This window comes from Desulfosporosinus sp. (assembly GCF_014237355.1).
Taxonomy (GTDB): domain Bacteria; phylum Bacillota; class Desulfitobacteriia; order Desulfitobacteriales; family Desulfitobacteriaceae; genus Desulfosporosinus.
In genome coordinates, this window is record NZ_JABZFS010000087.1 from 43,873 (window position 1) to 62,080 (window position 18,208).

Sequence of the window (18,208 nt, forward strand, 5' to 3'; positions counted from 1 at the left end):
GATATCTTTGACAAGATAAATAATTTAGCTAAGTATGAGGAGGAGAAATTCATGTTAGTCGTTGGAGAATTAATTAATGCAAGTCGTAAAGCAGTAGGGGAAGCCATTAAGGCTCAAGATGCAGACTATATTAAACAGGTGGCTAAAGAAGAACACGAAGCTGGAGCGGATTTTATTGATGTTAATGCTGGTATTTTTGTTGGAAAGGAACCTGAATACCTCCAATGGCTTGTAAAAACGGTTCAAGAAGCAGTAGATGCCCCTTGCTGTATCGATAGCCCAGACCCTAAGGCTATTGAAGCAGCTTTATCTGTACACAAAGGCATTGCTATGATTAACTCAATATCCTTAGAAAAAGAGCGTTATGATGCCTTAATTCCTGTGGTAGCAGGTACGGACTTAAAAGTTGTGGCTCTGTGCATGAGTGATGAGGGAATGCCAGAAACTATGGATGCTCGGCTGAAAATTGCCGAAAAGCTGATTAATGGACTCGTTAAGAATAATGTACCACTGGAAAACATTTATGTTGATCCATTGGTTCAGCCAGTCTCTACGAACAGTACCTTTGCCGTCGAGTTCATTAATTCTGTAGAAGCTATCATGACTCGTTTTAAAGGAGTTCATACTATTTGCGGTCTCTCAAACGTTTCCTATGGTTTGCCAGTACGTAAATTCATGAACCATGCCTTTGCTATTATGGCTATTGGTAAAGGGCTGGATGGACTGATTATCAATCCACTGGATAAAATGATGATGGCTAGTTTGGTTACAGCAGAAGCTCTAGCCGGACGTGATGACTACTGTGTCAACTATCTTAAGGCTTTCCGGAATAAGCAGTTTGATTTCTTAGGTTAATAAACCCCTAATCCCATTGAGGTAATTCATCAAGTTTATGGTATAGTATAATTAAATTCTGTATGTATATGAATTAAGATCCCCTTCTCTAAATTAGAGTAGGGGATCTTATAACAATAGAGATCTTACCAATGTGTTAGGAGGTAAACTTGTGGCGCTTGTAATGTTTGATTACGATGGAGTTATTGTTGATTCTCTAGACGTCTTTATATCACGTTTTTCACAGGCTTGTCTTGAGAATGGGTTTCGAGGAATCAAAGAACCAAAGGATGTTATTTCATTCTTCGATGGTAATGTTTACGAGACTATGATGAGCCGAGGGATTTCGGAAGCTACCATAAACAATATATTGAAGAGATATGAACTATTACAAGATGAGCAATTGACGGAGCTTGCCCTCTTCAACGGCATTGGGGTTGCCTTACAGAGGATCTCAGAAAAACATCATGTCTATGTTATCACCTCGAATCTTTCCAGCGCAACGATTCAGATTTTAAAGAAGAACGGCATTCATTGTTTTAAGGATGTTATCGGAGCTGAAAAGGAAAAGAGTAAGATAAAAAAAATCCATAACACCATGGCATTGCATCCAGGCAGCCCTGCCTATTACGTAGGAGATACTAAAGGAGATATGATCGAAGGCAAACGTGCAGGCACCCTAACGATAGGAGTCACATGGGGATGGCATAACCCTCAGAAGATTAAAGAAGGCGACCCGGATTATCTTGTCAATACCCCGGAAGAACTTGCGGACTTCTTAGTTTCTGTCTGAACAGGAAGGAAAATTTGAAGGATAGATCGAATATTCATATAATAGTTAAAATTAACATGAATTATTCACAGATAAATGTACTGCAGGAGGTAATTATGGAAGTTAGAATACTCCCCAATCGAGTTATTGAAGTTAATGAAAATGAAACTTTAATGGAAGCACTTACCCGCCATCAGCTGCCCGTTGATAATATTTGTAATGGTCAGGGAACGTGCGGTAAGTGCAAAGTCCGAATGATTGGGAATATTTCGGCGCCAAGTGCCCAAGATTTAAAGCATCTCAGTGAGGTAGAACTGGAGGCGGGATTTCGGCTTGCCTGTACTGTCGCTCCTGAAGAGGGAATGGTCATTGAACTTAATTTTGTCGAAAGTCAGGATCGAAAAGAAAGTGCACTTTTAGGGATGAAAATTGCTACCTTGAATACCAAAGTTGAAAAGATTTGTGTGACACTCAATAAGCCTTCCTTAGACGATGAGAGGGGAGACTGGGATCGTGTGATGGATGCTTTATGTGCCATCACGGGTAAGAAGTATGAGTACCCAAGTTTGTATGTTCTAAAAAAAGTATCTGAGGTTTTACGAGCAGAAAGCTATGTACTGACAGTTACAGTCTTTGAAAACGAGGTATTGGAAATCGAACCTGGAGATACCACAAAAAGACTATATGGGGTCGCCGTGGATATTGGGACAACCAGTGTTGGGCTGGCTTTATACGATTTAATGGACGGTAACTTGCAAAAGGTCGTTTCAATTGAGAATGAGCAGACAGCTTATGGCGCAGATGTGATTTCCCGCATTTCCTTTGCCAAGGCGAGCCAAGAAAATGCTAGGACAATGCGTAGTGCGGTTAGGAGAACAATCAATCACTTACTAAAAGAACTCGAGTCCAAAACAGGTGTACTTAGAAGTGAGATCTATAAGATGTCTATTGTTGGAAATACTACGATGCATCATCTTTTACTGGGTTTCGATGTGTCTCATTTGGCGGTTTCTCCATTTGTCTCTGTTTGTAATAAACCCTTAGAGTTTTCTGCGTCAGAGTTAGGCCTAGAGATCAATACTCAAGCAAAAGTTTTCCTTTTGCCAAATATAGGAAGCTTTGTTGGAGGAGACACGGTAGGGGCGATTGTAGGTGCACCTGAAGTTTTAGAGCCGGGAAATCATCTACTCATCGACCTTGGTACGAACTGTGAACTATTTCTGAAAACGGATCAAACGATGATGGCTTGTTCTACCGCAGCTGGACCTGCCTTTGAAGGGGCAGGGATAGCTTACGGAATGAGGGCCAAGCAGGGAGCCATCGAGGGTGTATCCATTACAGAAAGTGGAGTGAACTGTGAAGTCATCGGTGGGCAGGATCCAATCGGGATTTGCGGGTCAGGTCTTATCGAAGCCATCGATGAGATGAAACAGGCTGGGGTTATTAACAAACAAGGGAAGGTAACAGTTCCAGATACAGCTGACAATCTTTCGGCTGATCTTCGTCAACGGATACGCCCAACGGAAAAAGGTCGCGAGTTTATACTAGCTTATGGAACAGATCAGAGATCGGACGTAACCATCAACCAAAAAGATGTCGGGGAATTACAGTTGGCTAAAGGAGCAGTCTGTGCCGGTATTAAAACGTTAGTTGAAATGGCGGGCATCAGCGTTTCTGAGCTTGATTCCGTAGTTTTGTCCGGAACCTTTGCAACCTATCTCAAGGCCAATAACATTTTAAATATTGGTCTAGTACCGGATATATCACCCGAAAAAATAAAGATGGTAGGAAATGCTGCCCATGTTGGTGCCATACGAACACTACTAAATCACCAGGAGATGGAAATGACACATGAATTGTACAAGAAGATTCGTCATATTGAACTTGGTGGTAGTGCGAAATTTTCCAACTATTTCATGAATAGTATGTACCTTGAACGGCTGAGTTAATTAAATGTTAGGAAAAGACTGAAAACACCTTAAAATATTGTCCAAGAAGAGTTATAATGGTTAGAGAATAAAAGGACAATCTCCAGAAAATATTTGTTATAAGGGAGAGGAACTGAGTAATGGAAAATAAATTCAAAGAATCGCTGCTTGACAAAAACACCCTATCTGTGACATGGGAACTTGTACCGGGAAGAGGTGCCAACGAAAAAGCTCAACAAACTGCGATTGCTTCAGCGGAGCAAGCTGCAAAAGGTGGCAGGATCCATGCACTTACCATCACGGATAACCCGGGAGGTAATCCAGCAATTCTGGCGGATTACTTGGGAATGGAAATTCTAAAATTGGGAATTGAACCATTGGTTCATTTTACATGTAAGGACAAAAACCGGAACCAAATGGAAAGCCAATTGTATGCCTTAGATCGTGCAAACGTTCGAAATCTACTAGTAATGACTGGGGACTATACTTATTCCGGGTTTAAAGGACGTCCTAAGCCGGTCTTTGACCTTGATCCTTCTAACACCTTACAACTAATTACAGAAATGAATAAAGGCTTAGAAGTACAAGGTATGAAGGGGCCTACTTATCATGCACCTAGTGACTTTTTTGCCGGCGCAGCTGTTTCCCCCTTCAAGTCTACTGAGGCAGAGCTGATGGTTCAGTACTATAAGTTAAAAAAGAAAATTCAAGGTGGCGCACAATTTATTGTTACCCAGCTTGGATATGATGCGCGTAAATGTCATGAAGTTCTACAGTTCTTGAAAGTTAACAACCTGGATGTTCCAGTCGTAGGAAACATTTATGTTCTCCCTTATGGTGCAGCCAATGTTATGAACCAAAACAAATTGCCTGGTTGTGTTGTTACAGACAAATTATTAGCAGAGCTTAATGAAGAAAAAACTGCAGCCGATAAAGGGGTCGGACAACGGATGTTGAGAGCTGCTAAAATGTATGCCTTTATGAAAGGGATGGGCTTTGCCGGAGTTCATATCGGCGGGCACAATCTTAAATACGAGCAAGTGGAATACATCATTGATAAAGGTGAAGAACTCAGTGCGAATTGGCAAGACTACATCAAGGAGTTTGATTATCCTCAAAACAATGGCTTCTATTACTTCGAAAAAGACGAGAAGACAGGTTTGAATACAGATCGCCCTGCGAATCGTGCTAATCGACCTTTAGACGCCCCTGCTGGTTTTATGAACTCAATGATGAGAGGAATGCACAGTCTCATGTTTACTCCTAATAAGATGCTCTTCCCTGTGATGCGCAGTATGTATCGTGCAGCTGAGGGTAAGAAAAAAGCTGAAAAGAGACTTCATGCGGTTGAGCATATTGCCAAAGTCGTCATGCTTGATTGTAAGGACTGCGGCGATTGTGCCATTTTGGATATAGGCTATCTTTGCCCCATGTCCCAATGTCCCAAAAACCAACGTAACGGAGCTTGTGGTGGAAGTTTGGATGGCTGGTGTGAAGTTTTCCCGAAAGAGAAGAAATGCGTGTGGGTTAGAGCTTATGCAAGGCTTAAAAAATATGGGGAAGAACACACATTAGACGTTCCTCCAGTACCACCTGCCAACTGGGATTTCTATCAGACGTCCTCTTGGTCTAATTTCTACTTAGGAAAAGACCACTCGGCACCGATTTTAGGGATCAAACGCCCAGAAAGTAAAATCAAAAAGTAATTAGTAATTAGTAGTTAGAGGAGATAAAGGAGATAGTATGGTAACAGGGGTAATCAAAGCAGGAGTATGTGGTTTCACAATCAATGTGAAGGCTGTAAGTGATGATAATCAGAAGGTAAAATTGGAAATAACCAGTGATTGTCCGAATTACCAGAAGATAGCTAAAGAGCTAGATGAAGTTGATGCCTTCCAAGAGATTTTCAAGAAACTCCATATGGGGAAGGTCTATGAAGCATTTGCTAAGCATAGCCCACATCCAAGCTGCCCAGGCGTTTCCGGGATCATGAAAACCATAGAAGTGGCAGCAGGTTTGGCATTGCCTCAGAATGCCAGTATCAGTATAACCAAGGAATAAGCTCTTAAGTTCGAGATTGAATCTGAAGGCTGATTGACGATTAATAAGATCGTCAATCAGCCTTCTTCGGTGAATAGGGGGACAGGTGAGTTGTTTTGAAACAACTCACCTGTCCCCCTATTTAACCAGGAGTATCAATAGAATTTATACCCCCTAAAACTAAAATGAATTTGTTATTTTCAGACTTTTGAAATATTATATAAGAAAAGTGAAATCATTCACTAAAGTCTGTACTTTAGCTAACACGATTTTGAGAGAGTCACGTTCGTTGAATTCTACGTACCATTTGCAATAAAGAGGGGGATATTAGCTTATGTTAGCGCTAAATCGTAAATTGAAAACAGACAATTCTCTAAATCACCAACACAAGTTTCAAGTAGGAGACCGTGTTAAGACAAGTAATCATCGCATTGGGACTGTTGTACGGTTAGATCGGGATGAAATTGGAGCTTTTATTGTAGCACGGTTAGATATTATACCTCGCGAATTTGCATACGATCCCGACGATCTAGAAATAATCCCAAAAACATAGTCAACAGTTCTTTTCTCTCATTTCTCAAAGAAACAGGGGGACAGGTGCATCGTTTCGAAACGATGCACCTGTCCCCCTGTTTGATGCACCTGTCCCCCTGTTTCACCTATTCAAGTAACGAAACAATATGACCTAAACATTGCTCTAAAAGAAAACTTAAAGTAAGCTGGAATTGATTGAAAACATTGAATTGTTAATTTATATTGTTTTGAGGAGGGATTATCATAGACTGCGCTAACTGTAAACTAAATAATGCTTGTTATCAAGGAAAAAGTTGCTATGATCAGGGGTACCAGCAACCTGAATATCTGGTGGAAGAGAACAGACGGATTTTAGCCATGGCAAGCCGCATAGAGGCTGAACATTATATGAAAATGACTCGCATTCAGGAAGTAATTAAGTTCTGTCAGGAAATGGGTTATGAAAAGCTGGGAATTGGTTTTTGTGTGGGCTTGAGTAAAGAAGCAAAAGAGATTGCTGCTATATTTGAAAGCCACTTCAAAGTTCATTCAATCTGTTGCAAAATTTGTGGAGTTGATAAAAGAGAATATGAAATACCAAATGTTAAACCAGAGCGTTACGAAGCAGCTTGTAATCCTGTCGGACAGGTTAAGTACCTGAACAAATTAGGTACTCAGCTCAACATCATCGTCGGGCTTTGTATCGGGCATGATATGCTTTTTACAAAATATTCAGAGGCGCCGGTGACTACCTTAGTCGTCAAAGACCGAGTTCTTGCCCATAATCCCTTAGGGGCTATCTACTCTAATTACTGGCGCCGGCAATTATAACGTCTTTTCGTCATAGTTGCTTCGCTAAAATAAGGAGACGAGAGTCAGTAATGATATGAGTATATCTTCGGGAAAGATTTGACGGCAAGTGAAAGGAGGATTTCAAATGAGCCATTCATTTTTCCGGCGCAAACTTCATTCCTTATCCGGGATTCTTCCGCTAGGCATTTTCTTGATGGTCCATATGTTTATCAATTCCATGGCTACTTTAGGGCAGGAGAATTTTAACCGTGGGGTTTCACTCTTACACAATATCCCCTACTTATGGTTTTTAGAGCTGGTTGTCATTTTTATACCAATTCTGTACCATGCATTTTATGGAATATGGGTTGTTTATCTTACCAGAAATAACATTGAGAACTATCGATATTTTCGCAACTGGCTGTTTTATATGCAAAGAGTATCTGCCGTAATCACCTTGATGTTTGTAACTTGGCATGTTGTCGTACTGCGATTTTCCGAGGGCGTGATTAGCAATAGTATCACGTTCGAGTTTGTGGCGACAGCGTTGAATCAGCCCGTCATTCTTGTACTTTACTTGATTGGACTGCTTGCTTCCTTCGTCCATTTTGCCAACGGGCTGTGGTCATTTCTAGCTTCCTGGGGAATTACTGTGGGAGAACAGGCCCAGAGAACAGCGGCTTATGCTTGCTTTGCTGTATTTATAATACTGACGGCTGTAGGGATTAACGCCCTGCTAGCCTTCATTTAGGAGGTCGGGGAGATGAGCGGAAAAGTAATTGTGATAGGGGGAGGCCTCGCCGGCCTAATGTCAGTAATCAAGTTAGCTGAGCGTGGTCAAAAAGTCGATTTATTTTCGTTAGTTCCCTGCAAGCGTTCTCACTCAGTATGTGCACAAGGGGGGATCAATGCGGCGGTTAACACTAAAGGAGAAGGGGATTCGACCTGGGAACATTTTGATGACACCATATACGGTGGAGATTTCTTGGCGAACCAAACTCCAGTGAAAAATATGATTGAAGCAGCTCCGAGTATTATCTATTTAATGGACCGAATGGGAGTGCAGTTTAATAGGACTCCGGAAGGATTTCTAGATGTTCGTCGGTTAGGGGGTGCGAAATACTCCCGGACGGTTTTTGCTGGGGCTACCACTGGTCAACAGTTGATATACGCTCTGGATGAACAGGTCCGCCGTTATGAAGATGAAGGGTTGGTCACTCGCTATGAAGAATGGGAATTGCTTTCCCTAGTACGTGACGACGAAGGGTGTTGCAGGGGAGCGGTTGTGCAAGACATGAAGAGTCTTGATATTCAAGTTTTTCCAGCCGATGCAGTGATTTTAGCCACAGGTGGCCCGGGCATGATCTATGTCCGTAGTACGAATTCGACGATCAATACAGGGTTTGCGGCTGCCTCTGCTTATATGCAAGGAGCAACCTACGCAAATGGTGAGTTTGTTCAAATTCATCCTTCAGCTATCCCAGGGAGGGATAAACTCCGGTTGATGTCCGAATCCATCAGGGGGGATGGTGGGCGTGTCTGGGTCTATAAAGATGGAAAGCCCTGGTATTTCTTGGAGGATTGGTATCCGGCCTATGGGAACATGGTACCTAGAGATATCGCCACCCGGGCGATCTTTAAAGTCTGTGTAGATATGAAGCTGGGTGTGGAGGGAGAAAATAAAGTTTATCTAGATATTACCCATTTAGATCCCCATGATATTGATCGCAAACTTGCTGGAGTTGTTGACATATATGAAAAGTTCATTGGAGATGATCCGCGCAAGGTTCCCATGGAGACGTTTCCGGCTGTGCATTACTCCATGGGTGGCCTATGGGTTGATTATAACCAAATGACCAACATACCGGGTTTATTTGCCGCAGGAGAGTGTGAGTATCAGTACCACGGTGCCAATCGCTTAGGGGGTAACTCGTTAGTGGCTGCCATATATGCCGGAATGGTGGTTGGACCTAAAGCCTTCGAGTATAGCAATGGACTTAAGCAACGGTGTAACGACTTGCCTGGGTCTCTATTTGGGCGAGCTAAAGAGGAGGAAATTATTAAACAGAAGGCTTTGTTCGCAATGCAGGGGAAGGAAAATCCGTATAAATTGCACCAGGAACTTGGCGAGTGGATGGTGGATAATGTCACCGTGGTTCGCAATAACGACCGACTATTGGCTACTGACCAAAAGATCCAAGAACTTATGGAACGTTATAGAACTATTGGAGTGGGTAATGGTGCGGAATGGGGGAATCAGATTGTTCCCTTTACCCGTCGTCTTTGGGGAATGCTCTCTCTGGCTAGAGTTATTACACTAGGAGCCTATCACCGCAATGAGAGTCGGGGTGCCCATTATAAACCGGATTATCCGGACCGTGATGATGAGAATTGGCTTAAAACTACTAAAGCAGAATGGACGGCAAATGGCCCGCGCTTTAGTTATGATCCTGTTGACACGAGCTTCATAAAACCACGCAAGCGACGCTACGATGTGGCGAAAGAGGTGACTGTACAAAATGTCTAAGGATATTCGATTAGTGATAAAACGCCAAGCAAACCCTAAGGCCGCTGACTACATGGAGGAGTTTTTGATACCCTATTTTCCTAAAATCAATGTAGTTGCAGCCCTTATGGAAATCCAGAAAAATCCTCTCAATGCCAAAGGGGAGGTGACCACGCCGGTTGCTTGGGATTGTAACTGCCTAGAGGAAGTCTGTGGTGCGTGTACAATGGTGATCAATGGTCAAGCCCGCCAAGCCTGTTCAGCTCTAGTCGATCAGCTGCCCCAACCCATTCATTTAGCTCCTCTTTCAAAGTTTCCAGTGGTTCGTGACCTGGTTGTAGATCGCAAGGTTATGTTTGAGAATCTGCGTAAAGTTAAAGCTTGGATCGAGGTTGATGGCACTCATGATATGGGTCCGGGACCCAGAGTTCCTCCGAAAGTTCAGGAGCAAGCGTATGCTCTTTCTAAATGCATGACTTGTGGCTGTTGTATGGAAGCCTGTCCGAATGTAAACCCCAAGTCTAAATTCATCGGTCCCGCACCGATTGCCCAGGTAGATTTGATGAATTCTCATCCCACCGGAGCTCTGCAAAGAGAGAGGAGACTCGAGGCTTTAATGACTGAAGGGGGGATTGCGGATTGTGGCAATGCCCAAAACTGTATTAAAGTCTGTCCCAAAGAGGTTCCACTGACTCGTTCGATTGCCCGTCTTAATCGTGCTACTACGTTCCACGGAATTAAGAGTTGGTTTAACAAATAGAATAACCCTTGGGAAGGATAGATACTTATGTTAATACGGCAAATTACTACGGATATCTTGATAATCGGCGGAGGCTTGGCAGGGCTAAGTGCTGCAGTGGAAGCCGCTGGAACAGGACATATGGTCACCTTGGTAAGTAAAGGAAAAGCAGGGCGCTCTGGAAATACGGTTATTACTCAAAATAATATGTCTGTAGTGTGGAACGGTCTTCGAACCGATGATTCGGTAGAGAGATATATTGAGGATACCATGGCAGGTGGAGCTAACCTCAATGATCGAGCTTTAGTGCAAATTTTAGCATCGGAAGCTGCTGGGGCTATTTCTTGGCTAATGGAGCAAGGGGTAGAGTTTCAAAAGGACAAGGATGACCTACTCATTAAAGGTTCACCAGGTCATTCTCGCTTTCGTACGGTTCGGGCAGTTGGAGTATCCAAATCCAACCGAACTCTAGGACTAGGTTTATCTGTCCCCTTAGCGGAAAGAGCCAAAGAGCTTGGCGTAGAGTTTATGGAAAATGTCTTAATTGTCAGCCTGTTAGTAGACAATGGTCGAGTACGTGGGGCCATTGGGTTGGATAAAAAGGAGGCAATAGTATACATACTGCATGCTGGCTCAGTGGTCTTAGCCGGGGGAGGGGCGGGAGGTCTCTTTGAGCTCACTACAAATACCAGTGATGTATGTGGAGACAGTTTTGCTCTTGGCTATTTGGCAGGAGCGACTACTAGAGATATGGAATTTATCCAATTTCATCCGACTGTAACAGTTGCCACTCCCCGGCTAGTGATTTCGACAGCACCCTTTGCAGATGGAGCTGTTCTAAGAAATGGACTTGGTGAAGCGTATATGGCACGCTATTCTCATCAAGCGGATATGGCCACTAGAGACGTTATGGCAAGAGCAAATTTTGAGGAAATTTTAAGGGGAAGGGGCACGGACCGTGGCGGTGTCTATGTCGATTTCTCCAATATTGCACAAGAAGTAATGATTAAAAACTACCCGGATATTTGGACGGTTCTTCAAGGTGAAACAAAGATCGAGGTGGCACCTGCTCAGCATTTTATGAATGGCGGCATTACTATTGATCCAAAATGTCGCAGTTCTATACCAGGTTTATGGGTTTGTGGAGAAGCATCTGGAGGGGTGCATGGAGCAAACCGTTTGGCGGGTAATGCTTTGACTGAAGCAGTTGTGTTTGGTCGGCGAGCTGGAAGGTGGGCAGGAACTGAAAGCGAAGGACGTAAAATGGGAACTTGGAGCGGCCGATTCATAGGTGAATTCCTCGAAGCTAAATTTGGGCGGTGGTCTGGTCCAGAGCTTTCTCCTAATCTTTCTACTAATCTAGAAGCCGCGGCCTCCTGGAAGGAAGTCAAGCTGGATTTGAAACGTTTGATGGGACTGCATCTAGGTGTGATCCGTTCCGACAAAGGTTTGCAGCAAGCCAAAGTAGATTTGATGAGCATCGAGGAACGGTTGAATTTGATGTCTCTTAGAACCTATGGAGATTTACTACACTACTGTGAACAAAAAATGATGGTCATGGCAGCAAATTTGATGGTGGATGCAGCTTTACAGCGGTGTAGTTAAGGCCGAAACAGGGGGACAGGTGAGTTGTTTCGAAACAACTCACCTGTCCCCCTGTTTTCCTTGGGTTATTAGAGCATATATAACATTTGAGCATAGGTGGGTAACGGCCAAAGCTCTGCGTCTATCATGGTTTCGAGCTTATCCCCATCCGTCCTAAGGGCCTTCATTGCTTGAAAGACCACATCACGGTAATAGACACCTATAGTGTAAGCATCATCGGGGATAGAGTTCGCACCTTGAATATCTTTTTCCAGAGCTTCTAAGTTTGATCTGAAGGAAGCTAGGGTCGAACAAAGATCGATCAGGAGGTTTTCTTGGACGGAAATATCGACAGCACTAGATGCAGATTTGATTGCATTGATAGAATTTGCCAGCTGAGTAGAATATTTTACACCTGCTGGAATAATCAGATGCTTGGCCATGTCGATCATGGTCAGAGCCTCAATATTAATCTGTTTGCAATATCGCTCTAGGTTAATCTCATAACGTGATTCCAGCTCGGTTCGGTTTAAAACGCCGTGTTTCTTATACAGTTCGACTGTTGATTCACGCAGGAGAACAAGGGCAGAATCAACCGTTGATGATATATTGGGAAGTCCTCGTCTAGCGGCTTCTTCAACCCATTCCCTACTGTAGCCATTTCCATCAAATAGAATACGTTTGTGGTTTGCAACGGTTTTCTTTAGAAGTTCGAGAAGGGCTTGATCAAAGTCTTCAGCTTGCTCTAAGTGATCTGCGAACTGGGAGAAAACTTCTGCAAAAATTGTGTTAAGCACTACGTTGGGACCTGAAATAGATTGGGAAGAGGCTACCATTCGGAACTCAAATTTGTTTCCGGTAAAGGCGAAGGGAGAGGTCCGATTTCGATCGGTTGAATCTTTATGGAAGGCGGGTAAAGTTTCTACGCCGCTGGCCATTTTTTCTCCTTGGAGGGAATGTGTGATATCTCCATTTTGCAATTGTTCAAGGATATCTGTGAGTTGATCACCAAGGAAGATAGAAATTATTGCGGGGGGAGCTTCGTTGGCCCCGAGACGGTGGTCATTGCCAGGCATGGCGGCGGAGACTCGCAGAAGTTCAGCATAATCGTCGACGGCTTTAATAATAGCGCAAAGAATTGTAAGAAATTGAAAGTTCTCATGAGGGTTATGGCCAGGGTCTAGGAGGTTCAGGCCATCATCGGTGGACATAGACCAGTTGTTATGTTTACCGGAACCATTGACTCCGGCAAACGGTTTTTCATGAAGCAAACATACCATGTCATGGCGGAGAGCCACTTTTTTCATGCTATCCATAACGAGTTGGTTATGGTCAGTCGCGATATTTGTTGTCCCGAAGATCGGTGCCAGTTCAAATTGACCAGGGGCCACTTCATTATGCTGGGTTTTAGCCAGAACACCCAGTTTCCACAATTCAATGTTTAAATCATGCATGAATGCAGCAACCCGTGCTTTTAAGCTGCCAAAGTAATGATCATCCATTTCCTGACCTTTAGGGGGCATAGCCCCGAATAGAGTCCGTCCACTAAGCATGAGATCTAAGCGTTTGTCGTAGAACTTTTTATCGATAAGAAAATACTCCTGCTCTGCTCCAACCGTACTGGTGACCTGAGTAGTTGTAGTATTTCCAAAGAGTCGCAAAATTCGTAATGCTTGTTTGTTAAGAGCCTGCATAGATCGCAGAAGCGGCGTTTTCTTGTCAAGTGCTTCCCCTGTATAGGAGCAGAAAGCAGTAGGGATACATAAGGTCAAGACTCCAGCATCTTCTTTTAGAAAAGCAGGAGAGGTGCAGTCCCAGGAGGTGTACCCTCTCGCTTCAAATGTAGCTCGAATGCCGCCATTAGGAAAGGAGGAGGCATCCGGCTCCCCTTGAATCAGTTCCTTACCCGAGAATTCCATGCCTACTAGACCATGCATGGTTGGTGAGATAAAGGAATCATGTTTCTCAGCGGTAATGCCAGTTAAGGGTTGAAACCAGTGAGTAAAATGTGTTGCACCCTTTTCAATTGCCCAATCCTTCATAGCATTAGCAACAATTTCAGCGACACTTGGATCAAGCGGAAGTCCACCTTCGATTGTTTTTCGCAAAGATTTATAGGCTGCTTTCGGTAAACGTTTTCTCATCACTGCGTCATTAAAGACGTTTTCCCCAAAGATATCCATTAGTTGATTTCCCCTTCCTAATTGTTTAATTCTCTATTGATTAATCTTGGTAATAACAAAAAGACGCCCTCAAAGATTATTCCTAAATCTTCAAGGAGCGCCATTGCTCCGTTGGAATATACTTTAATTTAACACTTTATTAGTCATCTGACAAGAGAAATTTCCAAAGAATACAGTATAAAAGAAGCAGAAATATAAAATTTTTATTGAAGGAATTGCAGAATAAATTATCGAATAAATATATATTATTCTGATTTTTTAGGCAGGAGGTTTCCTCTTGAGCAGACCCCATTTTAAATTGGGAACGAAAATTGCTATTCTCTCATTCTTTCTGGTATTATTATCTGTCTTTTTAGTAGGAGTAATCTTTGTTAACTTTATTTCACACAAGATGGAACAGGAAATTGGGTATCGGGCGATGGCAATTGCCCGGACGGTAGCTCAATTACGAGAAGTACAAGAAAATTTAAGTAAAGCAGAAGGTTCAAAGGTAATTCAACCCCTTGCCGAGAGAATACGTATCGCAACAGGAGTTGAATATATCGTTATCTTTAATATGGAAAGAATACGTTATTCTCATCCCTATTTAGATCGGATCGGAACGCCTTTTAATGATGGGGATGAAGGACCATCACTAAAAAGAAAGGAATATCTTTCTCAGGCAGTTGGGGTTATGGGCCCGTCCGTGCGTGCATTTGAACCCGTACTGGCCGATGAAGGTACACGTCAAGTTGGAGTCGTAGCAGTAGGAATAATTGTTCCGACCATTAGAGGTATTATCAGTACATTAAGAATTCAGCTCTATTCTTCTTTATTGGTGGGGCTAGCCCTTGGAATCCTAGGTTCCTTTTATTTAGCGAGAAACATCAAAAAGAATATGTTCTACCTTGAACCGAATGAAATTGCTAGAATGTTAGAGGAACGAGTAGCCATTTTCCAAGCGATGGATGAAGGGGTCGTAGCGTTGGATATTGAAAACCGGATTACGGTGAGTAATAAAAAAGCCTGCCGTATTGCCGGTATCTCTCCAAATGATAACATCATCGGACTTCATCTAAATGATCTCGAGGTGTTCAGAGTTCTTATTGACCTTCTAGAAACAAGAGATCCTTCGGAAACCACGGAACTTCTGCTCAATCAAACATGGGTTCTAATCAATTTTCTCCCGGTGAGAGTTAAGGACCAGGTCGTAGGGCAAGTGATTACGATTAAAGACAAAACAGAAGTACGTAAAATGGCTGAGGAGCTAACAGGTGTGAGAGCATTTATTGAAGCTCTAAGGGTACAAAACCATGAATCTCTGAATAAATTGCACACCATCGCTGGTCTAATCCAGTTAAATAAAGCTCAGGAAGCAATGGATTATGTTTACAAAGTGACCGAGGAGCAACAGGAAGTAACTAGATTCTTAAGTCAGAATATTAAAGATTCAAGTGTGGCCGGCTTACTTTTAGGAAAATACAACCGCGGCAAAGAGCTTAAGGTCGAAGTTTATTTTGATCAAGATTCCAATTTAGGGGAATTACCTGAAAACCTTGAAAGTAATATAGTAACACTCATATTAGGGAATTTACTGGAGAATGCTATGGAAGCGGTTGTGGGTAGGGAATTATGTGAGGTGCATTGTCGTATCAAACAAGAGGAGACAGAATTGATTATTAGCGTTGAAGATACAGGGGAAGGGATACCGTCGGAAAACTTATTGAAAGTCTTCCAATGGGGTTTTTCAACGAAAGGTACAGAAAATCGAGGAATTGGTCTTGCTTTAGTAAAACAAACAGTCGAAAGGCTGGATGGAACCATTGAGCTGGAGTCTGGAAACTGGGGTACGCGTTTTGGTATCAAGATACCCCTAAAAAGTTCTAAACTATTATAGTGCCTGAAGATCACTTTAAAAAGTTCTATAAGGAGGGGAACAACGATGAATCCAATTGACCTAGTGTTAGTTGAAGATGATCCCATGGTAATGGAAGTCAATGAAGGATTTATTAAACGAGTTGGTGGCTTCCGGATTAGAGGTAAAGCAAAAACAGGGAAACAGGCACTTGAAATTATCCAAAAGCTGAGGCCTCGCCTAGTAATTTTAGATATTTACCTGCCGGATACGAATGGAATTCAAATTCTTCGTGAGATACGTCGTCAGGGGATACCGACGGATATCATTTTAATTACTGCAGCTCAAGATGTCACAACCGTTCAAGCGGGTTTGCGTTTCGGTGTCGTAGACTACATTATTAAACCGTTTAAATTTGAACGAATCAATGCTGCCTTAAAGAATTACCTTACTTATTCCGAACAATTTAAGAATCGAGGGGAAATGAATCAAAAGGATCTAGATCGTTTGATCAAAATTCTACCCAATAATGAAACTCCATACAGCAGAAGCCGAGAGGAATTACCTAAAGGGTTACGAGAAATTACTCTCCAACAAGTTTATAATTTTCTTAAAGAGAGTCAAGTTGGGCTTTCAGCAGAAGAAGTCGCAGAAGGGGCTGGTTTAGCGAGGGTTACTGCACGAAGGTACTTGGAGTATCTAGAAAAAATTGACCGTGTTCTACTTGAAACTCAATATGGATCTGTAGGCAGGCCAATTAACAAATATAAAATTGTACTTTAGGGTACAATTTTTTTTGTGTATTTAGACCAATATGACCATAAATATCAAAAGGAACAAAAATATTGAGAATAGTCTGAAAATAAATTAAACTAAAAATATTCAATTATGTGTAAAGGAGTACTAAGATGTTAAAAAAGTGTTGGATTTCTTTAATCATTATCCTTGTCTTAGGAGTATCGGGATGTGATAAAAGAGTTATAGATGGACAACAAGTAAATAAAAAAGAAAAGATAATCATTAAGTTTTCACATGTTGTAGAGGAGAATACTCCCAAAGGATTGGCCGCCTTCCGTTTTGCTCAGCTCATTTCGGAACGATCCAGTGGTTCAATCGAAGTTCAAGTGTTTCCAAACTCTCAATTGTTTAAAGATGGTGAAGAGTTTGAGGCACTTAACCGAGGAGATGTGCAAATGATTGCTCCAGCAACCTCTAAAGTCTCCCAACTTTTTCCCCAATGGCAGATCTGGGATCTTCCGTATTTATTCACAGATTTGGATAGTGTTCATCGAATAATGGATGGGCCAGTAGGTAAGGAGTTACTTAATCAGCTACAAGAGAAGAATATGTTGGGATTGGCCATGTGGGATAACGGATTTAAACACTTGACGAATAACGAACATCCTATCATCAAACCCAGGGATTTAGAAGGGCTGCGATTCAGGATTATGTCCCAAGGGATTTTAGAAGAACAATTTTATACCTTTGGAGCCGATGCCCTCTTTCTTCCGTTTAATGATGTATATAAGTCATTAGAAGAAGGACGAGTTCAAGGACAAGAAAATACCATCTCTAATATCTACACAAAAGACTTTGATCGAGTGCAAGAGTATTTAACACTCAGTCAGCATGGGTTTCTAGGATATGCCGTTATTGTAAATCAAGAATTATGGAATCAACTTCCGAGTCAAGCTCGTGAACTACTGGAGGATACGTTATCAGAGGTAACTCAATGGGAAAGGGCAAAGGCACGCGAATTAAATGAAGAGCAATTACTTGAACTTCAGAAGCGGGAAAAACTGAAAATTTACTCACTTACCACTTCGGAAAAAAGTATTTGGAAAGATAGCTTCTTGCCTGTCTATAGAAAATTAGAACAAGAAATCGGCCCCGAATTCCTATCTAATGTGAAAAAACAGTGTGAACCAATAGAAAATTAATATAATACCGGATTTAAGGAGGTGGGAAGGACTATTAAGAATCTTGGTATAGTCCTTATCTATAGATTCTCTAACGACTTCATTAATAATAGCAAGGGGTGAGATTATGAAAAGGTTTTGGCAAGTCTTTGAATTTCTTGAGGACATCATTTCAGGGGGGCTTCTTGCAGCAGGTGTTGGGATAATTTTCTACGGTGTCGTTATGCGCTATGTATTTAATGATGCGCGCTCTTGGGTTGATGAGATTTCTCAGTATATGATTATTTGGGGGACGTTAATTGGAACGAGTGTTGCCTTACGAAACGACCATCACATCAAAGTGGATATGTTATTTAATGTCCTGCCGAAGCGTGTGCAGCACTATGTTACGACGTTCGCGCACACAGTAGGAATCACATTTAGCGTTTTCTTGGGATATTACGGCTACAAATTGGTTTCTTTCACACACAACACAGGGCAAGTATCTACTGACGTTGGAATTCCCCTATATATGGTTTACAGTATTCTTCCGCTGACCGGAGCGCTTTTGACGTTTCGATTTGT

The 18,208-nt window shown here is 42.2% G+C and carries 16 protein-coding genes; 15 read left to right on the forward strand and 1 reads right to left on the reverse strand.

The features are described from left to right. The first annotated feature begins 51 nt into the window (after positions 1–51). The 11 genes from HGJ98_RS21240 (at position 52) to HGJ98_RS21290 (ending at position 11,729) form a co-directional block, all read left to right on the forward strand. Entirely contained in the window at positions 52–855 is an 804-nt protein-coding gene (locus HGJ98_RS21240) for a methyltetrahydrofolate cobalamin methyltransferase (RefSeq protein WP_291353754.1), read from the forward strand. 151 nt (positions 856–1,006) lie between these two features. Beyond that, a complete protein-coding gene (locus tag HGJ98_RS21245) occupies positions 1,007–1,627 on the forward strand; it encodes an HAD family hydrolase (RefSeq protein ID WP_291353756.1) in 621 nt (206 codons plus the stop codon). A gap of 95 nt (positions 1,628–1,722) precedes the next feature. Next, positions 1,723–3,555, forward strand: a complete 1,833-nt coding sequence (locus HGJ98_RS21250) for an ASKHA domain-containing protein (RefSeq protein ID WP_291353758.1) — start codon at positions 1,723–1,725, stop codon at positions 3,553–3,555. Between the two features lie 119 nt (positions 3,556–3,674). Further along, positions 3,675–5,240, forward strand: a complete 1,566-nt coding sequence (locus HGJ98_RS21255; RefSeq protein WP_291353760.1) for a methylenetetrahydrofolate reductase C-terminal domain-containing protein — start codon at positions 3,675–3,677, stop codon at positions 5,238–5,240. Between the two features lie 37 nt (positions 5,241–5,277). After that, positions 5,278–5,595 (forward strand): hypothetical protein, encoded by a 318-nt coding sequence (locus tag HGJ98_RS21260; RefSeq protein WP_291353762.1) that lies wholly within the window; start codon positions 5,278–5,280, stop codon positions 5,593–5,595. A gap of 313 nt (positions 5,596–5,908) precedes the next feature. Next, complete coding sequence (locus tag HGJ98_RS21265; protein ID WP_291353764.1) at positions 5,909–6,127, forward strand: hypothetical protein; 219 nt, start codon at positions 5,909–5,911, stop codon at positions 6,125–6,127. 311 nt (positions 6,128–6,438) lie between these two features. Then, on the forward strand, positions 6,439–6,918 hold the full coding sequence (locus tag HGJ98_RS21270) for a DUF1847 domain-containing protein (RefSeq protein WP_291353766.1): 480 nt from the start codon (positions 6,439–6,441) through the stop codon (positions 6,916–6,918). A gap of 106 nt (positions 6,919–7,024) precedes the next feature. Further along, positions 7,025–7,630, forward strand: a complete 606-nt coding sequence (locus HGJ98_RS21275) for a succinate dehydrogenase (protein WP_291353768.1) — start codon at positions 7,025–7,027, stop codon at positions 7,628–7,630. Between the two features lie 12 nt (positions 7,631–7,642). After that, complete coding sequence (gene sdhA, locus HGJ98_RS21280) at positions 7,643–9,406, forward strand: succinate dehydrogenase flavoprotein subunit (RefSeq protein ID WP_291353770.1); 1,764 nt, start codon at positions 7,643–7,645, stop codon at positions 9,404–9,406. Further along, complete coding sequence (gene sdhB / locus HGJ98_RS21285) at positions 9,399–10,145, forward strand: succinate dehydrogenase iron-sulfur subunit (protein ID WP_291353772.1); 747 nt, start codon at positions 9,399–9,401, stop codon at positions 10,143–10,145. Before sdhA ends, sdhB begins: the two co-directional genes overlap by 8 nt. Positions 10,146–10,172: 27 nt before the next feature. Next, positions 10,173–11,729 (forward strand): FAD-dependent oxidoreductase, encoded by a 1,557-nt coding sequence (locus HGJ98_RS21290; RefSeq protein WP_291353774.1) that lies wholly within the window; start codon positions 10,173–10,175, stop codon positions 11,727–11,729. Positions 11,730–11,797: 68 nt separating this feature from the next. On the opposite strand, the gene HGJ98_RS21295 is transcribed toward HGJ98_RS21290, so the two are convergent. Beyond that, positions 11,798–13,891 carry a glutamine synthetase III gene (locus HGJ98_RS21295; RefSeq protein WP_291353776.1) on the reverse strand — a complete coding sequence of 698 codons (2,094 nt, stop codon included), beginning with the start codon at positions 13,889–13,891 and terminating at the stop codon, positions 11,798–11,800. Between the two features lie 277 nt (positions 13,892–14,168). Between HGJ98_RS21295 and HGJ98_RS21300 the strand changes: the two genes are divergently transcribed. The 4 genes from HGJ98_RS21300 to HGJ98_RS21315 all read left to right on the forward strand — a co-directional run. Beyond that, the gene (locus tag HGJ98_RS21300; protein ID WP_291353778.1) at positions 14,169–15,767 is read left to right on the forward strand and encodes a sensor histidine kinase; all 1,599 of its coding nucleotides are present in this window, start codon (positions 14,169–14,171) and stop codon (positions 15,765–15,767) included. 45 nt (positions 15,768–15,812) lie between these two features. Beyond that, a complete protein-coding gene (locus HGJ98_RS21305; RefSeq protein WP_291353780.1) occupies positions 15,813–16,508 on the forward strand; it encodes a response regulator in 696 nt (231 codons plus the stop codon). A 125-nt stretch (positions 16,509–16,633) separates the two neighbouring features. Beyond that, positions 16,634–17,665 (forward strand): DctP family TRAP transporter solute-binding subunit, encoded by a 1,032-nt coding sequence (locus HGJ98_RS21310; protein ID WP_291353782.1) that lies wholly within the window; start codon positions 16,634–16,636, stop codon positions 17,663–17,665. 106 nt (positions 17,666–17,771) lie between these two features. Further along, positions 17,772–18,208, forward strand: a 437-nt coding sequence (locus HGJ98_RS21315; protein WP_291353784.1) for a TRAP transporter small permease, incomplete at its 3' end; no start/stop codon positions are given.